22 protein-coding genes, 1 tRNA gene, 1 other RNA gene and 1 pseudogene are annotated in these 20,944 nt (G+C 68.7%); 12 read left to right on the top strand and 13 right to left on the bottom strand.

From position 1 onward, the window contains the following. Positions 1 to 58 precede the first annotated feature (58 nt). From ftsE to ssrA, 6 genes are all read left to right on the top strand, one after another. Positions 59 to 739, top strand: a complete 681-nt coding sequence (gene ftsE / locus I4J89_RS16775; protein WP_196414913.1) for a cell division ATP-binding protein FtsE — start codon at positions 59 to 61, stop codon at positions 737 to 739. A gap of 66 nt (positions 740 to 805) precedes the next feature. Further along, complete coding sequence (gene ftsX, locus I4J89_RS16770; protein WP_196414912.1) at positions 806 to 1,681, top strand: permease-like cell division protein FtsX; 876 nt, start codon at positions 806 to 808, stop codon at positions 1,679 to 1,681. Between the two features lie 113 nt (positions 1,682 to 1,794). Continuing rightward, entirely contained in the window at positions 1,795 to 3,024 is a 1,230-nt protein-coding gene (locus I4J89_RS16765; RefSeq protein WP_196414911.1) for a M23 family metallopeptidase, read from the top strand. A gap of 22 nt (positions 3,025 to 3,046) precedes the next feature. Beyond that, positions 3,047 to 3,523, top strand: coding sequence for an SsrA-binding protein SmpB (gene smpB / locus I4J89_RS16760; protein ID WP_196414910.1), 477 nt, complete (start codon positions 3,047 to 3,049; stop codon positions 3,521 to 3,523). 72 nt (positions 3,524 to 3,595) lie between these two features. Further along, a complete protein-coding gene (locus I4J89_RS16755) occupies positions 3,596 to 4,270 on the top strand; it encodes a cellulose binding domain-containing protein (RefSeq protein ID WP_196414909.1) in 675 nt (224 codons plus the stop codon). A 25-nt stretch (positions 4,271 to 4,295) separates the two neighbouring features. Further along, positions 4,296 to 4,673, top strand: a transfer-messenger RNA (tmRNA) gene (gene ssrA / locus I4J89_RS16750). Positions 4,674 to 5,008: 335 nt separating this feature from the next. Here the strand turns inward: ssrA and I4J89_RS16745 are convergent. Further along, entirely contained in the window at positions 5,009 to 5,425 is a 417-nt protein-coding gene (locus I4J89_RS16745; RefSeq protein ID WP_230859051.1) for an effector-associated constant component EACC1, read from the bottom strand. Here I4J89_RS16745 and I4J89_RS16740 point away from each other — a divergent pair. From I4J89_RS16740 to I4J89_RS16735, 3 genes and pseudogenes are all read left to right on the top strand, one after another. Next, on the top strand, positions 5,318 to 6,799 hold the full coding sequence (locus I4J89_RS16740) for a M48 family metalloprotease (RefSeq protein ID WP_230859050.1): 1,482 nt from the start codon (positions 5,318 to 5,320) through the stop codon (positions 6,797 to 6,799). The two genes, I4J89_RS16745 and I4J89_RS16740, sit on opposite strands and share 108 nt — an antisense overlap. Before the next feature lie 11 nt (positions 6,800 to 6,810). Next, positions 6,811 to 6,960: pseudogene (locus I4J89_RS51955) on the top strand (double zinc ribbon domain-containing protein); the annotation flags it as partial. Between the two features lie 78 nt (positions 6,961 to 7,038). Next, positions 7,039 to 8,046 (top strand): hypothetical protein, encoded by a 1,008-nt coding sequence (locus I4J89_RS16735; protein WP_230859049.1) that lies wholly within the window; start codon positions 7,039 to 7,041, stop codon positions 8,044 to 8,046. Between the two features lie 13 nt (positions 8,047 to 8,059). On the opposite strand, the gene I4J89_RS16730 is transcribed toward I4J89_RS16735, so the two are convergent. Then, positions 8,060 to 8,866, bottom strand: coding sequence for an S-methyl-5'-thioadenosine phosphorylase (locus I4J89_RS16730; protein WP_196414906.1), 807 nt, complete (start codon positions 8,864 to 8,866; stop codon positions 8,060 to 8,062). A gap of 71 nt (positions 8,867 to 8,937) precedes the next feature. Here I4J89_RS16730 and I4J89_RS16725 point away from each other — a divergent pair, with 71 nt between their 5' ends. Beyond that, a complete protein-coding gene (locus tag I4J89_RS16725) occupies positions 8,938 to 9,537 on the top strand; it encodes a YqgE/AlgH family protein (protein ID WP_196414905.1) in 600 nt (199 codons plus the stop codon). A 73-nt stretch (positions 9,538 to 9,610) separates the two neighbouring features. Then, positions 9,611 to 9,683: transfer RNA gene (locus I4J89_RS16720), tRNA-Ala, on the top strand. A 232-nt stretch (positions 9,684 to 9,915) separates the two neighbouring features. On the opposite strand, the gene I4J89_RS16715 is transcribed toward I4J89_RS16720, so the two are convergent. The 10 genes from I4J89_RS16715 to I4J89_RS16670 all read right to left on the bottom strand — a co-directional run bounded on the left by I4J89_RS16715 (position 9,916) and on the right by I4J89_RS16670 (position 19,295). After that, positions 9,916 to 10,287 carry a helix-turn-helix domain-containing protein gene (locus I4J89_RS16715; RefSeq protein ID WP_196414904.1) on the bottom strand — a complete coding sequence of 124 codons (372 nt, stop codon included), beginning with the start codon at positions 10,285 to 10,287 and terminating at the stop codon, positions 9,916 to 9,918. 63 nt (positions 10,288 to 10,350) lie between these two features. After that, complete coding sequence (locus tag I4J89_RS16710) at positions 10,351 to 10,926, bottom strand: type 4a pilus biogenesis protein PilO (protein ID WP_196414903.1); 576 nt, start codon at positions 10,924 to 10,926, stop codon at positions 10,351 to 10,353. Then, positions 10,926 to 11,609: a PilN family protein gene (locus tag I4J89_RS16705; protein ID WP_196414902.1), complete on the bottom strand. Its 684-nt coding sequence runs from the start codon at positions 11,607 to 11,609 to the stop codon at positions 10,926 to 10,928. Before I4J89_RS16705 ends, I4J89_RS16710 begins: the two co-directional genes overlap by 1 nt. After that, positions 11,606 to 12,631 (bottom strand): type IV pilus assembly protein PilM, encoded by a 1,026-nt coding sequence (gene pilM / locus I4J89_RS16700; protein WP_196414901.1) that lies wholly within the window; start codon positions 12,629 to 12,631, stop codon positions 11,606 to 11,608. Before pilM ends, I4J89_RS16705 begins: the two co-directional genes overlap by 4 nt. A gap of 27 nt (positions 12,632 to 12,658) precedes the next feature. After that, positions 12,659 to 13,441, bottom strand: a complete 783-nt coding sequence (locus tag I4J89_RS16695) for a prepilin peptidase (RefSeq protein ID WP_196414900.1) — start codon at positions 13,439 to 13,441, stop codon at positions 12,659 to 12,661. A gap of 103 nt (positions 13,442 to 13,544) precedes the next feature. Further along, positions 13,545 to 14,027 carry a prepilin-type N-terminal cleavage/methylation domain-containing protein gene (locus I4J89_RS16690; protein WP_196414899.1) on the bottom strand — a complete coding sequence of 161 codons (483 nt, stop codon included), beginning with the start codon at positions 14,025 to 14,027 and terminating at the stop codon, positions 13,545 to 13,547. 110 nt (positions 14,028 to 14,137) lie between these two features. Continuing rightward, entirely contained in the window at positions 14,138 to 15,367 is a 1,230-nt protein-coding gene (locus I4J89_RS16685; RefSeq protein WP_196414898.1) for a type II secretion system F family protein, read from the bottom strand. A gap of 4 nt (positions 15,368 to 15,371) precedes the next feature. Continuing rightward, the gene (locus tag I4J89_RS16680) at positions 15,372 to 16,490 is read right to left on the bottom strand and encodes a type IV pilus twitching motility protein PilT (RefSeq protein WP_196414897.1); all 1,119 of its coding nucleotides are present in this window, start codon (positions 16,488 to 16,490) and stop codon (positions 15,372 to 15,374) included. Between the two features lie 90 nt (positions 16,491 to 16,580). Continuing rightward, entirely contained in the window at positions 16,581 to 18,248 is a 1,668-nt protein-coding gene (locus I4J89_RS16675) for a GspE/PulE family protein (RefSeq protein WP_196414896.1), read from the bottom strand. A gap of 69 nt (positions 18,249 to 18,317) precedes the next feature. After that, positions 18,318 to 19,295: a GlxA family transcriptional regulator gene (locus I4J89_RS16670; protein WP_196414895.1), complete on the bottom strand. Its 978-nt coding sequence runs from the start codon at positions 19,293 to 19,295 to the stop codon at positions 18,318 to 18,320. A gap of 53 nt (positions 19,296 to 19,348) precedes the next feature. Between I4J89_RS16670 and I4J89_RS16665 the strand changes: the two genes are divergently transcribed. After that, on the top strand, positions 19,349 to 20,635 hold the full coding sequence (locus I4J89_RS16665; RefSeq protein WP_196414894.1) for an MFS transporter: 1,287 nt from the start codon (positions 19,349 to 19,351) through the stop codon (positions 20,633 to 20,635). On the opposite strand, the gene I4J89_RS16660 is transcribed toward I4J89_RS16665, so the two are convergent. Then, positions 20,625 to 20,942 carry an STAS domain-containing protein gene (locus I4J89_RS16660; protein ID WP_196414893.1) on the bottom strand — a complete coding sequence of 106 codons (318 nt, stop codon included), beginning with the start codon at positions 20,940 to 20,942 and terminating at the stop codon, positions 20,625 to 20,627. The genes I4J89_RS16665 and I4J89_RS16660 overlap by 11 nt on opposite strands. Between the last annotated feature and the right edge of the window lie 2 nt (positions 20,943 to 20,944).

Raw genomic sequence — 20,944 nt, 5'->3', positions numbered from 1 at the left:
AATATTCCTGGCACCGGCGGGCTTGGCGATTTCGTTACACCGCGTAGACTCCAGTCCCGTGATTCAGCTCGAGAACGTGACGAAGACGTATCCGAAGGCGTCTCGGCCGTCGTTGGACAATGTCAGCGTCGGCATCGAGAAGGGTGAGTTCGTCTTCTTCATCGGCCCCTCCGGTTCCGGCAAGTCGACGATCATCAAGCTGCTCCTCCACGAGGTCGCGCCGACCCGTGGCAAGGTGGTGGTGAACGCGAAGGACGTGACCACGCTGCGGTCCTGGAAGGTCCCACACTTCCGCCGTTCGATCGGTTGCGTGTTCCAGGACTTCCGCCTGCTGCCCAACCGCACCGCGTACGAGAACGTGGCGTTCGCGCTCGAGGTGATCGGCAAGACGAAGGCGGTCGCCCGGCGCGTCGTTCCCGAGGTCCTCGAGCTGGTCGGTCTCGGCGGCAAGGAGCACCGGTACCCGCACGAGCTCTCCGGTGGTGAGCAGCAGCGTGTCGCGGTCGCCCGGGCGTTCGTGAACCGGCCGCTGATCCTGCTGGCCGACGAGCCGACCGGTAACCTCGACCCGGACACCTCGATCGAGATCATGCGACTCCTGGACCGGATCAACCGGACCGGTACGACGGTCGTGATGGTCACCCACGACTCCAACATCGTCAACCAGATGCGCCGCCGGGTCATCGAGATCGAAAGCGGACGGATCGTCCGTGACCAGGCGCGCGGTGTCTACGGATAAGCCCGGCTCCGCTCACTTGACGTCAGCTGAAGCAGAGACACGCGGAGTCCTGGAAGGATCCCCCCGATGCGCGTGAAGTACGTCCTCAACGAGGTCCTGGTGGGCCTGTGGCGCAACGTCACGATGACGGTCGCCATGATCATCACCATGTCGGTCTCGTTGACCATGCTGGGCGCAAGCGTGCTCATGTACATGCAGGTCGACCAGATGAAGGACTTCTACTACGACAAGATCGAGGTCTCGATCTTCCTGGCCGAGAACGCGGACGAGGGTCAGAAGGCCGCGATCAACCAGGCGATCGACTCGAGCCCGCTCGTCGAGAAGAAGACCCACGAGACCAAGGAGCAGGCGTTCGAGCGCTTCAAGCTGCTCTGGAAGGACTCGCCGGACTTCGTCAACGCGATCAACGCGGAGAGCCTGCCAGAGTCGTACCGGGTGCAGTTGAAGGACCCGGAGAAGTACGGCGAGTTCGCGAAGCAGATCGAGGGTCTCCCAGGGATCCGGCAGATCATCGACCAGCGCACGCTGCTCGACAAGGTGTTCAACATCTTCAACTCGATCCAGCTGATGTCCCTGGTGGTCGCGGCGGTCATGGCGTTCGCCGCGTTGCTGCTGGTCGGTAACACGATCCAGGTGGCGGCGTACAGCAAGCGGCGCGAGGTCGCGGTCATGAAACTGGTCGGCGCCTCGAACTGGTTCATCCAGGCGCCGTTCGTACTGGAGGCGGTCGTCGCCGGCCTGATCGGCGCGATACTCGGCTTCGTCGCGCTCTTCATCGGCAAGGTGGTCCTGCTGGACAACAAGCTCCAGGCGCTGACCACGATCCTGACGCCGATCCCGGACGGCAACGTCTGGCTGATGCTCCCGCTGCTGGCCGGCGTGGGTGCCCTGGTCAGTGCGGTCACCGCCTGGGTCACGCTGCGCTTCTACCTCAAGGTCTGACGCGTCTGGCGTACCGCCCGATCGCTGAAACCGACGGCCGCGAACCTTCTGGTTCGCGGCCGTCGGGCGGTTTAGGGCTTTGCGGGTGATTAGTCGGAGTACGGTGACTCTTCGTGGGGTATCGCCGATTCGAGCCGTGGCTCGCCGCCTGCCTCTGCCTGCTCGGCCTGCTGGCTGTCCCGGCGCCGGCCGCGGCTGACCGGGGCGACGACGCCGCCCGGGCGGTACGCAGAGCCGAAGCGCTGCTGGAGAGCGCGAGCGTCGCCGCCCGCACCGCGGCCCGCAACCTCGCCCACGCCACCGCGGCCCTGCCCGCCGCACAGCACAAGGTGGCCACCACCCGCGGCGTGGTCGTCGCCACCCGCGTCGAGGCGAGCACCGCCCGCCGCCGCGCGGACACCGCACGCCTGGACTACCAGCGGATCGCCGAGCGCTACACGAGTGCGGCCGAACTCGTCCAGGGCGCCCGCGAGCGGGTCGACGAGATCGCCCGGGTCAGCTACATGGGCAGCGGCTTCGCCCGGCTCAACGTGCTGGTCTCGGCGAACGGCCCACAGGACCTGATGGACCGGCTGGGGCTGGTCGACCAGCTCATGGATCACGAGCGCGCCGAAGTGCGTACGCTCGTCGACGCTCGCCTGCGGGCCCGCGCCGCGCAGGATCGCGCCGGCGTCGCCAAGCGCGCCGCCGAGGACGCCGAACGTGCGGCCGTGACCAAACTGCGTGCCGCGCATGCCGCCGAGGCCGCCGCGGTCCGTGCCCGCCAGGCCCTCTCCCACCTGGTTGTCGCCCGGCGCGCCGCGCTCCGGTCCGCCGAGGCCCAGCGCGGTACCGTCCTCGCCCAGTACCGGGCGGCCGTCGCCGCCGAACGCCGGGTGCAGGTCACCCTCCGCGGCTGGGACGCCAGGAACGGCAGCACCGGGCGGTACGGCGGTGGCCGGCTCGCCATGCCGGTCCACGGCTGGAAGAGCAGCGACTTCGGTCACCGCTACGACCCCTACTACCGGGTGTGGCAGCTGCACGCCGGCACCGACTTCGCCGCCGGTTCGGGCACCCCGATCCGGGCGGCCGCCGCCGGGCGGGTCATCCAAGCCGGCTGGAACGGTGGCTACGGCCGGTACACCTGCATCAACCATGGCCGGCTCAGCGGATACGGCTTCACCACCTGTTACGGCCACCAGTCCCGGATCTACGTCCACACAGGCGAGTACGTGCGGCGCGGCGAGGTGATCGGCCGGGTGGGCAGCACCGGCGCCTCGACCGGCGCGCACTTGCATTTCGAGACCCGGTTCGCCGGTGTGCCGCGAAATCCGCTCAACTACCTCCCCGGCTGCCTCTGCTGAGCGTCAAGGTACTCTCGGGGGCATGCCACGCGAACAGGGGCGCAAGCTCGTCGCCTCCAACCGCAAGGCACGTCACGACTACGCCATTCTGGACACGTACGAGGCTGGGCTGGTTCTCACCGGCACCGAGGTGAAATCGCTGCGTGCGGGACGCGCCTCCCTGGTCGACGCCTTCGGCCACGAGAAGAACGGCGAGATCTACCTGCACGGCATGCACATCCCGGAGTACACGCAGGGCACGTGGACCAACCACGAGCCGCGCCGGGTGCGCAAGCTGCTGCTGCACCGCGAAGAGATCCACAAGATGATCGGCAAGCTTCGCGACGACGGCGTCACCCTGGTGCCGCTCTCGGTCTACTTCGAGAATGGGTACGCGAAAGTCGAGCTCGGCGTCGCCAAGGGCAAGAAGGCGTACGACAAGCGGCAGGACCTGGCCACCCGGGACGCTCAGCGGGAGATCACCCGGGCGCTGGGCCGCCGTGCCAAGGGCCGCGACTGACGGGGTATTCTGCCCCGCGCTGTCGCCCGTTCCGCTCCGTCGATCCCCCTTGCCTTCGAGGAGACCCGGCCGTTGCCCAAGCACTCCGCCCGCCAGTTCACCACGGCACGTCTCATCCTCGGATTCGCCGCCGCGGTCCTGGTCGCCCTCGTCGGCTGGGTCGCCGTCCGTGCCGGTGGGCCGGCCGCCGCCGACGAGCCGGTGATCGTCCAGCCGCCTGCCCGGCAAGCCGTCGAGAGCGCGGTCGCCGCTTCGGTGACCTCCGCACCCAACGTCGCGGCCTCGCCGTCTCCGTCGCCCTCCGCATCCCTGTCGCGGTCACCGTCGCCGTCTCCGTCGCCGTCGCGCAAGAAGTCACCCTCGCCGTCGAAGAGCAGCAAGGTGCCCGCCAGCCCCAGCCCCAGCCCGTCCCCGGCCGCACCCTCGCCGGCCGGCAGCCTCCAGGTCACCTACGCCACCGGTAGCGCCTGGCGGGACGGCTTCACCGCCGGCGTGCGGGTAGTCAACAACGGCTCGGTGGCGCGGGACTTCACCGTCACCATCAGCTACGCCTCCGGCACCGACCTGCGCATCCGCGGCGACTGGAACGCCTCGGTCAGCGCCGACGGCAACCGGGTGACCGTCCGCGGCGGACCGCTCGCCCCGGGTGCCTCGGTCACCGCCGGCTTCCAGGTCACCAAGGGTGACGATGACAGCGCCAAAGCCTCCGGTTGTACCGTTGTGGGCGGCACCTGCACGGTGAGCTAAGATTGTCGGGCTGTACCAATGTCCAGGGGGTGACTGGTTTCGACTTCGTACGTGGAGACAGGGGAAGCGAGCCGAGGAAGCCGACGTCGTCTCGAGAATCGGTCGTCGGAAACTTATAAGCGCCAAGGATAACTCCCGCGCTGACTTCGCTCTTGCCGCCTGAGGTAAGTAGCAAGTCTGTCGACCCGGGGTCGCCTTCGACCCGGTCTGTCGGCATCAGCTAGAAGGCTGGCCAAGCGGTTCTAGTCGTGAGGACCGTGCGGCGAGATCAAACACGACTGGGCCTGTCATCCGGACTTGCACACGTGATCCGGAGGGCCGAGTAGAGGCACAGTGAGCTGCGCTCGGAGAAGCCCTGACGAAGCAACGAAGGACCCGGGTTCGATTCCCGGCACCTCCACGAGAGGGTTCTTACCTGAACCCACGGCGGCACCGCCCACCTGGGCGGTGCCGCTTCCGTTTCGGGCGTGGTTGACCAGCGGAGACACAAGATCGGCCAGTTCGCCGGCCGCAACGTAGGGGCCGCCACCGTCGTCATCGAGGTACTGCGTCGTGAAGCACGCTTGATCCAGCGCAGGGCGGGTGGCCAGTCCGGATCGTCGATCACGGCGAGAAAGCGATCTTCTTTCGCGTCCGGGTCCTTGACGCGGGCAGCCACCTTCGCGCGGATTTCCTTCTGAGCCTCGGCCGACCCGATCAGCCGCTCCTCAACGAGCGCGACCGCTGCGCCGGTGTGGGTCAGCTGGTGATCTCTGGCTGGCTGGGTGGGGTGGGGAGCGGCTTCGGCGGGCTGTCGTCGACGGCGTCCCTCAGCTGTTTGACCAGTTCGGTGATCTGGTCGGGGTCGAGGCGCCGGACCCGCTGAGCGGCAAGCTCGATCCGAGACCCGTCGGGCCGGTGCACGGTGAGCCGGGTGTTCGAGGTGCGGTAGCGGATCCACGTCACCAGAGCGCCGGCGAGACCACCGACAGCGGCCGGGCCCAGCTCCACGATGATCGTGATGATCGACTGGGTCATGCCCGAGGTCTGGCGGCGTTCGGTCGTCAGATGAACGCGGCCGCGAAGCTGCTGCTGACTGTCCAGGTAAGCGGAGAGCTCCTTCTCCAGTACACCGGGCTGGTCCCCGCCGCCGTCGACCAGCAGCTTGACTCGCAAATCGTCCTCCTCGTCACGGGTTGCCGGAGCCGGCGCGGCCCGTGGCGAAAAGGGGGCCGCGCCGACGGCCAGCCTGCACCATACTCACTCCGGTCACTATTCATCTGCATCGAGGTCCGAAGGGCAGTCATCGTGCCGCACGAATCCGTGGATGCCGGCATCACATCGTCGGAGGCGACCCCAGCAGCCCAGGTCGAGAGCGTTGCGCCACTGGCCGATCGGCTCACCGAGGGGCGGCCGACCAACTTTCCCAGCGCTCTCGTCTGGCTCCGATCCGGCATCCTGCGAAATGCCCGCGGAGTGTTCGCGGCCTTTGTCGCGGCCTGGCTCTACGTCCCCGCCGCGCTGGCGGCGGCGGCACTGCTCGCTTTCACGACAGGCGGCGCGGCGTATGTCTACAGCGGCGTCCAAGGGGAACGAACGCTGCCGCAGGAACTGCGGGACGTGCCGCTCCTCGGCGACGCCATGGAAAACCTGCTGCTGCGTTCGAGCGGGGTGCAGGCCGCGCTCATCGGTGTGATCCTCGGTGCGCTGATCGGATTCCTCATCGGCATGATCTGGGTCTTCCTCGGCCCGTTTCAGGACGGCGCGCTTGATGGCATCGCCACGGTCCTCGGCGCGATCGTCCTGGGCCTGATCGTCGGGTTGCTCTACACGATCTACCGCGTGGTCTTCGAGCGGCGCATTCTCGCCATCACGGGAGCCCGCCGGCTCAGCCGCCGCGAAGCGGCCTACCTCCTTCCACTGGTCGTCGATGCGGCGGCCCGGCTCGGACTTCGTAATCACCCGCCCCTGCTGATCGACGACGGCCGGGATGCCAACGCCTTCGCCTACACCCGGCACATCGTGATCAATCAGGGATTGCTGGACGAGTTCAACTACGAGCGCGAGCCGATCGCCGCGGTCCTCACCCATGAGCTGGTGCACTGGCGTAACGGCGATCCGATCTCCGCGGCGTTCGTACGCGGGGTGGCGCTGCCCCTCTATCTGGTACAGGCCGGCGGCGGCTGGCTGCGGGAGCGGGCACGCAACTCGGTTCTACGGTTTCTCGTCTGGCTGGCCTTCTGGCCGGTCTTCGTGACGGTGCGGTACTTCGTCGTGCCGATGCAGGCGGCTGACTCCCGCCGGGCCGAATACCGGGCCGACGAGGGAGCAATCCTGGCCGGACATCGGGACGGAATGCGGCGGGTGCTCGCGCGGTTCCGTCGTTCCTTCGAAGGCGGCCGGAACGGCTGGGTCGCCGCGGTCTGTGCCTCACATCCCCCGAACGAGTTACGGCTGGAAGCCCTGGAGGAGCCGGGAATCGACTACCCGCTGCCGGACGACGACGCCCCGGCCCTTCCGCTCCCGGTGCTCCTGACCGGCACGGACTGAACGGACGTCAGATGGCCACGATGACCGCCTGCCCCGCTTGCCGGACCGTCGTCCTGCCCGGCCAACAAGCCTGCATGCGATGCGGGGACACGCTGGGTGAGAAGCCCGTCCGTACCTGTGCCGCATGCGGACGCGCGAGCGGCGAGGAAGCCCGATTCTGCGCCCGCTGCGGGCATGCGCTGGACACCCCGGCCGTGCCGCCCGAACCGCCTGCCCCGCCTGCGGACACGACCGACGTCATGATCGGGGCCGCGTCGTTCCCGAAGCGGCTGACCGCGTTCCTGGCCGCGCTGTTCTCGCTGATCGTCGCGGTGACCGTGCTCCAGATCGTGGAGAACCGGTACTTCCAGCCGGAGAGCACGGTCACGGCCTTCTTCCGGGCACTCACCGGACGGGACGCGGAGGCGGCCGGCGAGCTCCTGACGTCCGTACCCGGGGCGGTGGACCAGGTCTTGTTGCAGGACTCGGTGCTCAAGGCGAACGGCTACACGCCGCCGGACGATCCGAAGGTGGAGAACGCCGAGATCACCGGGAACGACGCGACGGTCCGGGTGAGTTTCCAACTCGGCGGGCAGCGGCACGAGCAGTCGCTGTACCTCGTCCGGGACAGCGCGGCGACGGCGGGGCTGTTCCACCGATGGCGCCTCGCCGGCGGCATTTACTCGCTCGACGTGGCGGCAGCGGGTCTGGACTCCGTACTGGTGGCGGGCACCCCGGTCGCGCTTCCCCTCGACGAGTACCCGACCGTGACGCTCGCGGCGTATCCCGGTGCGTACACGGTGAGCCTGCCGGAGCATCGGCTGTGGGCGGCCCAGCCCGCCGTTGCCTACGTGGGTGGATCAGCAGACGACGGAGTATCGGGGACGGCTGTGGAACTCTTGCCGGCCGTCAAGGACAGCGCACGGACGGAGATCGATGAACAGATCCGCGCCTACCTGGACGAGTGTGCCGGGAAAAGGACGCTCACTCCCAGCGGTTGCCCCTTCTCCAGCTACTCGTACCAGGAGGTCAGAAAAGTACGCTGGAAGATCACCCAATACCCGCAGTACGACCTGAGCCCGGCCGGTGGCCAGCTCGTTGTGACGACGGTCAACTACGGCATGGCCGAGGTCAGCGGGATCGTGCCCTCCAGCTTCGGTGCCGGCGGCTATCCGTACAGCGACCAGGTCACCTTCCCGATCTCCGGCACTGTCACCGAGTCGGGCGGCGGGCTCACCTACCAGCCGGCGGCGGAAGCGATGGATTAGCGCGGGCGGCGGGTCAAGGCAGGTCGAACGGCAACTTGATGCCGTCCAGGGCGTTCCGGCAGGGGCAGGTGCGCTCGGCGGGCAGCTCGGTCACCGCCTGCAAGAGCACATCGCGTAGGCGAGTCGTGTTCTCCGCGAAGACCTTGAAGACTTCCTCCTGGGTAACGCCGTGATCACCCTCGACACCGGCGTCCAGGTCCGTCACCAGGGCGATGGCGGTGTAGCAGAGGGCCAGCTCGCGGGCGAGGACGGCCTCGGGGTGACCGGTCATGTTGACGATGGTGCCGCCTATGGCGGTGAACCAGCGGGACTCGGCTCGGGTAGAGAAGCGGGGGCCCTCGACCACGACCATGGTGCCGCCGTCTACCGCGTTCACCTGGGCGGCGGAATTCAGGACCGTGGCGCGGCCTGTGGGGCAGTACGGATCGGCGAAGGAGACGTGCACGGCGCCGGTGTCGTAATAGGTCTGCGTGCGGCCGGTCGTGCGGTCGATCAGCTGGTCGGGCACGACGAACGTGCCTGGACCCAGGTCGGGGCGGAGGCCGCCGACCGCGCACGGGGCCAGGATCTGGCGTACGCCCAGGGAGCGCAGGGCCCAGAGATTGGCACGGTACGGAATCTTGTGCGGCGGGAACCGGTGATCGCGCCCGTGCCGCGGCAGAAACGCCACCCGGCGCCCGCTCACCTCGGCAACGGTGATCTTGTCTGAGGGAGCGCCGTAGGGAGTGGTCACCTCGACTTCCGTGGCGTTGTCAAGGAGCGCGTACAGCCCCGAGCCGCCGATGACACCGATCTCTGCTGCCGTAGGTGGCGGGTTCATGTCCAGACCTTATCCATGGCCGGAAACGCAAGCTAATGTGCGAGGCATGGCTACGTCGAGCGGACGGCGGTATGCACGTGTTCGGTGAGGGGCAGCGGATCGGAGGCCGGTCAGTGGAGTCGATGACCGGTCAGCTGCTCGTTGCCACGCCCACCCTCAAAGACCCCAACTTCGACCGTACGGTCGTGTTGCTCGTCGCCCACGAGACCGGCGGCGCCCTCGGCGTCGTCCTCAATCGAGCGACCGAGGTTCCGGTCTCCGAGGTGCTGGGCAACTGGGGAGAGCTGGCCGGTGACCCGGCGGTCCTCTTCGAGGGCGGCCCCGTGCAGCCCGAGTCGGCGATCTGCCTGGCCCGCACCCGGCCCGAGGTCAAAAAGCGGGTGTCCGGCTTTCACCCGGTGAGCGGGTCGCTCGGCACCCTCGACCTCTCCGTCGACCCGGACCGCATGCGCGAGAACGTCGCCGGCATCCGCGTCTTCGCCGGCTACTCCGGCTGGTCCGCCGGTCAGCTCGAGGAGGAGATCGCGGCCGGATCCTGGTTCGTCTTCGACGCCCTCCCCGGCGACCCCTTCGTGGAACGGCCGGACGACCTCTGGGCCATGGTGCTGCGCCGGCAGGGCGACATCCTGGCCGCTGTCGCCCACTTCCCGCCGGACGTCTCCCTCAACTGAGGGGGTGCCGCGAGGCCCACCGGAGGAGTGTGTAGTATTTCCAGCGTGCCCGGGCGACCGGGACGCAAAGCAAGGGGCTGTGGCGCAGCTGGTAGCGCACCACACTGGCAGTGTGGGGGTCAGGGGTTCGAGTCCCCTCAGCTCCACGAGTGCGAATTGGCGATCTGTGTCCGCGGAAAGCGCGGACCCAGGTCGCCCTCGTCATTTCTGCTCCGGGGGCCGAGCCCCCGGAAACCCCGCGTTACGGTGGGCGCGCTTGGTGCGACGGTCTCGCTTTTCCGGTGGCTCGCGCTTCGCGCATCGGGCTTTGGTGGCCCTACGGTCTCGCTTGGCTCGCGCATCGGGCGCTTTATTCGGTCTTGGGCTGTGTGAATCGGATTAGGTTGCCGAAGGGGTCGCGGAGGGCGCAGTCGATTCCGTACGGACGTTCGGCGGGTTCTTCGGTGAACTCGACGCCGCGGGCGAGCAGTGTCTCGTAGTTTTTAACGTACCCAGGCTGCCGAAGCAGATCTCCGTCACGCTCAGGTCGGTTTCCCGGAGCAGGTACATGGCCAGCTCGACCCGGCGTCGTTGCAGGTAGCGATGTGGTGTCTCGCCGAACGTGGCGCGGAACGTGCGGGTGAAGTGTGTTGGCGACACGTGAGCGATGCGGGCCAGCGCCGGGACGTCCAGGGGCTCGGCGTACGCCCGGTCCATCGCGTCGCGAGCCCGCAGCATGCGGCGGTTGGTGTCCTCGGTGCTCCGGCTCACCGTGCATCACATCACCGACAGCAGCGGCCGGGCCCCATCGGGGCCCGGCCGTGAAGCAGGAGTTCAGCTGATGTCTTCGGTCTCGGTCGAGGTGACGTACGCGTTGAGCGACAGTGACAGCGTCGCCCTGTCTTCGTCGTCGATCGCGAGGTTGCCGCTGTCGATCAGTACGGCCCGCGGCTGGGTCGTCTGGAGCTGCTTGATGAACTTGCTGACCCTCTCCACGTCGCCCTCTACGTTGAGCGTGATCGGCAGCGCGGTGATGGTGGTCAGGTCCTTGGAGTCCTCCTCCGCCGAGGCGCTGTAGCCGCTGACCTCGACGTCCAGCTTGGTGCCCATGGTCTGCAGCTGCTTCAGGAAGTCCGGGATGCCGTTGGTCTTGCTGGCCACCGGCAGCGCCGCCTGGTATTCGGCGAGCTGCTCGGTGTACTCGTCGAGCTTCGCGGTCTCGTCCTTGAGAGCGCGGAAGCCGTTCTTCGCCTTGTTCAGTTGGATCGTGGTGTCCTGGGTGTCCGCCTGGGCCTTGGCCTCGTCGGCGTACTTCGGGCTGATCAGCATGAACCAGCCACCGGCGATGAGCAGGGCGATCAGGGCCAGCCCACCGAAGAGCCAGATCTGGTCGATACGGCGTGCAGTCATCACTTGCCTTCGCTCTCGCACTCGGTGGTGAAGCGGCCGCACAGCCCCTCGTCCGTGACGGTCACCGTGAGGGCGAAAGCGAACCTGTTGTCGTCACCCTCGTTCACGCTGTTCACGAACGGGTCGGACACGTAGGCCAGCTCGCCGAGCGCCTCGACGTACTCGGCGACCTCTTTCTTGTTGCCCGCCGTCCCGGAGACGTTCAGGGTGCCGACGGCTCCGTCCTCGGCTTTCGCGCTGTCGGTCAGGCCGCCGCTGATCTCGCTGACCGTCACGCCGGTGCCGGTGCTGGTGTCCCGGACCAGGTCGAGCAGATTGGCCCAGGACATGTCCTGGACGAGCAGCGACTTCAGCTCCTTCTCCAGGGCCTTGTTGCCCTGCTTGACCGCCACCATCTTCTGGACGTCCTTGTCCTTCTTCTGCTGGTTCTGCACCGTGGCGAGCTGCTCGAGGGCCTGGTTGTAGGCCTCCTCGGCGTCGTTCTTGGCGGCGGCGGCCATCGCATACCAGCCACCCAGCCCGGCCAGCACGAGCACCAGCGTGACCAGTACGAAGCCGCGGGTCCGCCGGGCCCGCCGGCCGTCCCGGATCTCCGGCGGCAGCAGGTCGGCGCGGATGGTCAGCACCCGGGACGCCTGCTGCGGGGAGACCGTCGGGTCCAGGGGCATCAGAGCCGTGGTCATCGGGACGCTCCCAGGGTGAGGCCGATCGAAACTGCCGCCGACGGCACGAAACTGTCGAATCCGCGTTCCCGGGCGCGCCGGGTCTCACGGAGACGGACGGCGCTGTCCGCGTAGACCACTGCGACACCGAGCTCGTGCTGAAGGTGCTCGGCGAGGCCGGGCATGAGTGCGCTGCCGCCGCAGAGCGAGACCCGGGTGACCTGCTTCTGCCGCTCGCCGGAGGCGAGGTAGGTGAACGAGCTGCGCAGCTCGGTGGCGAGCGGACGGACCGCGTCGGTCAGCGCGGCGACGCTGTCCGGGTTGCCGTCGCCGTGCAGGCCGTGCCGGCACTTCAGCGCCTCGGCCTCCGCCATGCTGATGCCGAGCCGGGTGGCGATGCTCTCGGTGACCTCGGCACCGCCGCGGGGCAGGGTTCGCACGAAGATCGGCTCGCCGTCCGCGTGCACCACCACGCTGGTGATGTTGGCGCCGATGTCGACGATCGCCTCGACCTGAGCGTCCAGCCGGGAAGCGGCGCGCAGCAGGGCGAACGAGGCGAGGTCGACGCCGGCGACGTGCAGCCCGGCCTTCTCGACCGCCTGCACCAGGCCGATCACGGCGTCCTTCGGCATGGCGACCAGCAGCCCGCGGACGGTCGGGTTGTCCCCGGCCTGCTCCAGCGGGTAGAAGTCCAGCAGCGACCGGTCGACCGCGAGCGGCAGCTGCTCCTTGACCTGGAACGGCAGCGCCTGGCGCATCTGGCCGGCCGGCAGGTTGGCGACCGACATCTCGCGGACCACCAGCTGCGGGTTGGTGACGCCGAGCGTGACGCGCTTGCTGCCGAACTTGGAGGAGGCCCAGAGCTGCTTGAGGGCGGAGGTCACCGCGCCCGGGTCGTGGACCACGCCGGCCGTGACGGTGCCGGGGGCGAGCGGGAACTGGCCGAAGTTGATGAGTGTGTAGTCGTCCTTGGAGCGGCGGACCTCTACGGCTCGAATGGAGGACGAGCCGATGTCCAGCCCGATCGGTGTTGCGCCAGCCATCGGTCTTCCTTCCTTACGAGGTGGGCCTTACGAGGTGGGCAGAAGCAGGGTGGTGTACCAGTCGGCGACCGGTGCCGCGGCGAAGACCGCGAGGAAGGCGCCGGCCAGCATGTACGGGCCGAACGGGATCCGGCTCTTGCGGCTGGCCAGCTTGAGCGCCAGCAGGACGGCCCCGACGAGGCCGCCGAGCAGGAAGCCGGCGAAGGCGCCGAAGGCGACCGCGCTCCAGCCGAGCCAGCCGAGGTAGAAGCCGAGCAGCGGGGCGAGCTTCACGTCGCCGCCGCCCATGCCCCAGACGGCCAGCACCCGGTAGACCGTGTAGAGCAGCGCGGCGGCGAACAGCCCGCGTAGCGGCGCGGTCAGATCACCCTCGGCCAGTGAGACCGGCACCAGGAGGGCGGCCGCGACGGCGTACGAGGGGAGGACGATCTTGTCGGGGAGCCGCATCACGTCGAGGTCGATGAGGGCCAGGGCGATCGCGACCGCGGCGAGGTAGAGGTAGGCGGGGAGTTCCCAGGACCAGCCGAACCGGGCCGCGACCGCCACGAACAGGGCGGCGGTGCCGGCTTCGACCAGCGGGTAGCGGGCGCTGATCCGAGTGCCGCAGTCGGCGCACCGGCCGCGCAGCAGCAGCCAGCCGAGCACCGGCACGTTGTGCCGGGACCGGACCCGGTTGCCGCAGTTCGGGCAGTGTGACCCGGGACTGACCAGCGACTCGTCGCGGGGCACCCGGTGGATCACGACGTTCAGGAACGAGCCTATGGCCAGTCCGAGCAGGGCGACGAAGCTGAGCAGCAGTGGCTGGGGCATGGTCGATCCTCCTCGGGCGGGCCGTAGCGGTTGGATCAAGGCAGAGGGTGGTGGTGCTGTCGCCGCCACCACCCTCTGGTGTTACCTACTGGCGTCAGGCGCCTCAGGCGGTGCAGGTTTCCATGGCAGGGACGCCCGACTCCTCGGTGACGGACCCACCGGCCGCGCTGTTGTAGAGGAAGAACTTGTCGTCAGTGCCGCCCTCGTTGAACGCGCAGACCAGGTAGGTGTCGTCGTCGTTGTTGACGTAGGCGAGGGTGGTGCCGTCGGAGACGGTGATGACACCGTCCTGGCCACTGTCTTCGATCTTCTCCAGAGGGAGCTTGCCCTCGTCGGCGGCGTCCTCCGTGTTGGCGTCCTCCGGGTAAGTGTTGCTGTTGCTGGTGTAGAACTGCTCGATCGCGCTGATCGCTCCACGAACATCCGACTGCGCCGACTTGTCAGCCGCGCCCTTCCGGTAGTTCAGGTAGACCGGCACGGCGATCGCGACCAGGACGCCGATGATGACCACGACGACCAGGAGCTCGATCAGGGTGAAGCCTTCGTCGTCCTTCTTGTTACGGAGACGGTTGATGACGTCCTGCATGGTGGGGTGCCTCCAGGGGCGTTTGCGAAGGTGGGGTGAGGACGGGCTCGGGCGCCCGGTGTTGCGGACCGACCGTCGGGAGCGGTCGGGGGAGCGGCACGCCGGTCGGCTTACGCGCCGATGTTCTGGTAGATCGTGAACATCGGCAGGTAGAGGCAGACGACCATGCCGCCGACCACGGCACCCATGACGAGCACCATGATTGGTTCGATCGACGCGGCGAGGGACTCGGCGGCGGAATCGACTTCCCTGTCGTAGAAGTCGGCAACCTTGTCCAGCATCTGACTGATCTGGCCGCTCTCTTCGCCGACTTCGATCATCTGGGTGACCATCTGCGGGAAGATCTTGTGATTGCGCAGCGCCGTGGACATCGGCTGGCCGTCACGAACGGTGGCCTGGACGTCCTTCATCGCGGCGTTGATGACCTCGTTGCCGGTGGTCTCGCCGACCACCGAGAGCGCCTGCATGACCGGAACACCGACGTTCAGGAGCAGGCCCAGGTTGCGGGCGAAGCGGCTCATCGCCAGCTTCTGGAAGAGCGAGCCGAAGACCGGCATGCGGAGCTTCAGCTGGTCCACCTTCAACCGGAACTCGGCGCTCTGCCGATGCTGCCGCTTGTAGAGGACGGTGCCGGTGATCCCGACCCCGATCACCAGCGGCCCGATCCAGTACATGTTGTGACTGGTCGTGACGAGGAACTGGGTGATCCCCGGCAGCTCGCCACCGAGGTTCTTGAACATCCCCTCGAAGACCGGGACGATGAAGATCAGCATCGCCGCGATCAGCACGAACGTGAAGCCGAGCACGATCGCCGGGTACGTCAGCGCACTCTTGATCTTGCCGCGGAGCGCGGTGTCCTTCTCCAGGCTGTCGGCGATCTGTTCGAGCGCCTTGTCGATCATGCCGCCGGCCTCGCCGGCCCGGATCATGGCGATCATCAGCCGGGGGAAGACCCGGTCGTGTTTCGCCATCGACGCCGAGAGCCCGCCGCCGCCGGCAACGTCGGTGCGTACCTCGGCGATCGCCTTCTTCAGCGGCGGCGCCGAGGTCTGCTCCTCCAGGATCGAAAGGGAGCGCAGCAGCGACATGCCGGATGCGGTCATCGTCGCGAACTGCCGGGCGAAGACCGCGAGATCCTTGAGCTTGAGCTTGCCGCCGAGGCCCGGGATCTTGAGCTCACGCTGGAGGCCCTGGCCCGCCTCGGTGACGTCGAGCGGCACCTCGCCGCGCTGGCGCAGCATGTGGGTGGCGGCCGCCTCGGTGGGGGCCTCGATGGTGCCCTTCGCCTTCTTGCCGGTGGCGTCGATGGCGTTGTAGTGGAAAGTCTTCGTGTTGGCCATCGGATCACGCCCTTCCGACGAGGCGCTTGAGCTCCTCGGGTGAGTGGCACATCTCCAGGGCGGTCTGCATGCTGACCAGGCCGTCCCGGATCTTCTCGGCCAGGTGCTGGTCGAAGGCGAGCATGCCTTCGGCGGCGCCGGCCTGCATGAACGACGGGATCTGGTGGGTCTTGCCCTCGCGGATCAGGCTGCGGATGGCCGGGGTGCAGCTGAGGATCTCGGCGATCACCACTCGGCCCTTTCCGTCGGCCTTCGGCGCCAGCGCCTGGGTGATCACGCCCTGGAGACTGGCCGCCAGCTGGGCGCGGATCTGCAACTGCTGGTGCGGCGGGAAGATGTCGATGACCCGGTCGATGGTCTGCGTGGCGCTCTGCGTGTGCAGGGTCGCCAGCACCAGGTGGCCGGTCTCCGCCGCGGTCAGGGCCGTGGCGGTGGTCTCCAGGTCACGCAGCTCGCCGACCAGGATGATGTCCGGGTCCTGCCGCAGCGCGTGCTTGAGCGCACTGGCGAAGTTGTCGGTGTCGGCACCGACCTCCCGCTGGTTCACCACACTGCGCTTGTGCGGGTGCAGGAACTCGATCGGGTCCTCGATGGTGATGATGTGGTCGGCCCGGCTGCGGTTCGCCAGGTCGAGCAGCGAGGCCAGGGTGGTGGTCTTGCCGGAACCGGTCGGGCCGGTGACCAGCACCAGGCCACGCGGCAGGTGGGCGAAGCGGGCCACCGACTCCGGCATGCCCAGCTCGTCCAGCGGCTTGATCTTGTGCGGGATGGCCCGGAAGACCGCGCCGCAGGAGGTCCGCTGCCGGTACAGGTTGCCCCGGAACCGGGAGACGCCGACGATGCTGTGCGCGAAGTCCATCTCCTGCACGCGCAGGAAGGTCTCCCACTGGTCGGCGCTGACCGCGGCGCGGGCCAGCAGCTCGGTGTCGTGGGCGTTCAGCTTGCCGTACCCGGGAACCGGGCGCAGCGAGCCGTCCACCCGCATCATCGGCGGCGATCCGACCGTCAGGTGCAGGTCGGAGCCGCGGGATTCGACCAGCGTGATGAGCAGCTGGTCGAGCACGTCCAGGTCGTCCGCGGACGGCACCGCCGACTGGTACGCCTGGCGCTCGATCGTGTCCATCTGTGTTCCGGCCTTTCCTCGCGTTCCGACGCCTGTTGAATCGGCACCGAGGGGACCGGGTTTAGTAGCGGCTTCGGTGCGGTCCGGCCGCTAGACGGCGACCCGGGACACTTCGCGGATCGAGGTCAGCCCGCCGACCGCCTTGACCAGGCCGTCGGTGCGCAGGTCGTACATGCCCTGGGCCAGGGCGATCTCGCGGATCTCGCCGGCCGAGGCGCGCCGGATGGTCAGCGACTCGATCTCCGGGCTGACCGGCATCACCTCGTGGATCGCGATCCGGCCCTTGTAACCGGTGTTCGCGCAGTTCCGGCAGCCGACCGGGCGGTAGAGCACCTCGGGGAAGGCGAGGTCCTCCAGCGGCCAGCGGGCACCCACGATCTCCTCCTCGGTCGGGACGTACGCCTCCTTGCACCAGTCGCAGATGCGGCGGGCCAGTCGCTGGGCCAGTACGCAGTCCAGCGACGACCCGACCAGGAACGGCTCGATCCCCATCTCGGTGAGCCGGGTGACGGCGCCCGGTGCGTCGTTGGTGTGCAGCGTGGAGAGCAGCAGGTGCCCGGTGAGCGCGGCCTCGACCGCGATCTGCGCGGTGGCGCCGTCCCGGATCTCGCCGATCAGCACCACGTCCGGGTCGGTACGCAGAATCGCCGGCAACACCGCCGCGAAGGTGAGCCCCGCCTTGGCGTTGACCTGCACCTGGTTGATGCCGCGCAGCCGGTATTCGACCGGGTCCTCGACGGTGATCACGTTGACCTCGGGCCGGCTGATCTTGCCGAGCGTGGCGTAGAGCGTGGTCGACTTGCCGGAACCGGTCGGGCCGGTGACCAGCACCATGCCGTGCGGCTTGCTGAACGAGGCGCTGAAGCGTTCCAGGTTGTGCTGGGTGAAGCCGAGCTTCGCCAGGTCCAGGTCGATGCCGCCGGTGTCGAGCACGCGGAGCACGATCTTCTCGCCCCAGACCGTCGGCAGCGTGGCGGTACGCAGGTCGACGGACCGGTCCCGGATCAGGGCGGTGATCCGGCCGTTCTGCGGGACCCGCTTCTCGGTGATGTCGACCCCGGACATGATCTTGATGCGTGAGGTGAGAGCCGCCATCACGCCGCGGGGCACCATGTCCACCTCGTGCAGCACGCCGTCGATCCGGTACCGGACCCGCATGTCGTCCTCGGTCGGCTCCAGGTGCAGGTCGGAAGCTCGGTTCATGACCGCCTGCTCGATCAGGCTGTTCACGTACCGGACGATCGGGGCGTCCTCGGTGCTGGTGGCCTGCGCGGCCATGCCGCCCTGGTCCTCCAGCGAGCCCTCGGCCAGATCGGCGAGGTCGGCGCCCTCACGTTGCAGGCGTTCGATGATCCGGCGGACCTCGCTGCGGGCCACCACCACCGGCCGGATGGTCATGCCGGTCGCCGCGCGTACGTCGTCGAGCGCCACCACGTCGGCCGGGTCGGTCACGCCGACCACCAGCTCGCCGTCGCTGATGGCCAGACCCAGTACGCGGTGCCGGAGGACCACCGGCAGCGGGATGCGTTTGAGCGCGATCGGGTCCGGGGTGTATCCGACCAGGTCCAGCGTGTTGATACCGAAGGCCTTGGCGGCCGCCTCGGTCAGTTGCTCCTCGGTGACGACCTGGTCGTTGATCAGTACGGCCCGGACCGGCCGGCCGCTCCGTTGCGCCTCCTCGGCAGCCGCGTCGACGGCACGAGGGTCGACGCCGATCTGCTTCAGTGCTTCAAGCAGCGGGCGGAAGGTCTGATCCATGGAGTCCTCAGGTGCGGCCGAGCAGGGTATACACCCAGCCCATCGGACATTTCGCCCGGAAGCTGAGCGTCAACCGGCGTGCCGGAAGGTCCGCCGGTACGCCGACGGCGCGACCCCGATCGTGGCGTGCAGGTGCTGCCGCAGAGCGGTGGCGCTGCCCAGTCCGGAGCGGCGGGCCACCGTGTCGACCGCCAGGTCCGTCGACTCGAGCAGGATCCGGGCGTGCTCCACGCGCTGGCGGAGCAGCCACTGCCGAGGGCTGAGCCCGGTCTCGTCGCGGAATCGCCGGGTGAACGTCCGTACGCTCATCCGCGCGTGCCCGGCCATCTCCTCCAGGGTGACCGGCTCGGCCAGCCGCTCCAGCACCCAGGTCCGGGTCGCCTCGGTGCCGCTGCCGTCGGCGGCCGGCATCGGCCGTTCGATGAACTGCGCCTGGCCGCCGTCCCGCCACGGCGGCACGACACACCGGCGGGCCGCCCGGTTCGCCACGTCGGCGCCGTGGTCGGAGCGGATGATGTGCAGGCAGAGATCCACCCCGGCACCGACGCCGGCCGAGGTCAGCACGTCCCCGTCGTCGACGAAGAGCACGTCGAAATCCCAGTCGACCCGCGGATAGAGCCCGCCGATCCGCCGCGCCCAGGCCCAGTGGGTGGCGGCCGGGCGGCCGTCCAGCAGGCCGGCGGCGGCCAGCACCGAGGCACCGGTGCAGATCGACACGATCCGGGCGCCACGCCGGGCCGCCGCGACCAGCGCGGTCCGGACCGCGTCGGGCAGCGTGCCGTCGGTGACCGGACCGCCGCGGTGGATGCCCGGCACGATCACGGTGTCCGCCTGCTCCAGCGCGTCGAGACCGTGATCGGGGACGACCGTGAAGCCGGCCTCGGTATGGACCGGGCCGGGACCGCAGACGCGCATGTCATAGAGGCGGTTGCGCTCGCCGTCGCGGGCCGCGCCGAAGACCTGTGGCGGAACGCCGAGGTCGAACGGCACCACGCCGTCGAGGACCAGAAGCACGATCCGGTGGGCCATGGCCTGATTCTTGCGCATGATGGCCTCCCGGCCACTCGTCCGTCCGGTCCGGCCTCGAGAGAATCGATCACGTGAAGTTGCGCATCCACCCCGCCTGGCTGGTCGCCGTCGCGGCCTTCGTCGCCCTGATCGGCGCCGCCGGCTTCCGGGCCACCCCCTCCGTCCTGATCCAGCCACTGAACGAGGAGTTCGGCTGGTCCCTCGGCACCATCTCGGCCGCGGTCTCGGTGAACCTGCTGCTCTACGGCCTGACCGCGCCGTTCGCCGCGGCGCTGATGGACAAGTTCGGCATCCGGCGGGTCGCCATGGCCGCGCTGCTGCTGGTCTCGGCCGGCTCCGGGCTGACTCTGTGGATGGATCAGAGCTGGCAGCTGATGCTCTGCTGGGGCGTGCTGGTCGGCCTGGGCACCGGATCACTCGCCCTCGGCTTCGTCGCGACCATCACCGGGCGCTGGTTCGTGCGGCATCGCGGCCTGGTCACCGGTGTGCTCACGGCCGGTGGGGCGACCGGCAACCTGATCTTCCTGCCGGTCCTCGCCCGGCTCACCGAGTCGAGCGGGTGGCGGGCGGCCTCGCTGACGGTGGCGGTGGCGGCGCTTCTGGTCGTACCCCTGATTTGGTGGCGTCTGCGCGACCACCCGGCGGACCTGGGGGTGACCGCCTACGGCTCCACGGTCGCGGAGGAAATGCCGGCGAAGCCGGCCGGAGGCGCCGCGCGCAACGCCTTGCGTGCGCTGCGCGACGCCGCACGCACGCGCGCGTTCTGGCTGCTGGCCGGCGGGTTCGCGATCTGCGGGGCGACTACGAACGGCCTGGTCGGCACGCACTTCATCCCGGCGGCACACGACCACGGCATGGCGCAGACCACCGCGGCCGGCCTGCTCGCCCTGGTCGGGATCTTCGACATCGCCGGGACCATCGCCTCCGGCTGGCTGACCGACCGGGTGGACAGCCGGATCCTGCTCGGCGGCTACTACGCGCTGCGCGGGCTCTCGCTGCTGGTGCTGCCGTCGATCCTGGCCGCCACCGCGCATCCCGGGATGCTGGTCTTCATTCTGTTCTACGGTCTGGACTGGGTGGCCACCGTGCCGCCGACGGTCACCCTGTGCCGGGAGTACTTCGGCGCCGCCGGACCGATCGTCTTCGGCTGGGTCTTCGCCTCGCACCAGTTCGGCGCGGCCGTCGCCGCCACCTCGGCCGGCCTGGTCCGCGACCAGCTCGGCTCCTACACCTGGGCCTGGTACGGCGCCGGCGCCCTGGCGATCCTCGCCTCGATCCTGAGCCTGATGCTCTTCGCCGGTAAGCGTCTGAAGCCGGTCGCTCCCGGAATCGGACTGGCGGTCCCGGTCAGCCGGTGAGCTCGACGACCTCCAGCAGACCGCTCAGCACGAGGATCTGCCGCACGTTGTGGCTGGGCCGGGCCAGCCGGAAGCCGATGTCCCGGTCCCGGGCGCGCTGGAAACCGGAGATCAGCGCGCCCAGGCCGGTGGAGTCGATGAACGCCACGTCGGCCATGTCCACCACGATCCGCTGAGGCCCGGCGGCGACCGCCTCACCCAGCACGATCCGCACCTGCTCCACGGTCAGGATGTCTATCTCGCCGTGCAAGGACACGGTGGTCGTGCCGTCGACGGTATCCACGCTCGTCACGCTCTCATCGGTCACGG

Origin of the sequence: Actinoplanes aureus, assembly GCF_015704865.1 — a bacterium.
GTDB classification, from domain to species: Bacteria; Actinomycetota; Actinomycetes; order Mycobacteriales; family Micromonosporaceae; genus Actinoplanes; species Actinoplanes aureus.
This window is presented reverse-complemented; position numbering and strand designations above follow the sequence as displayed.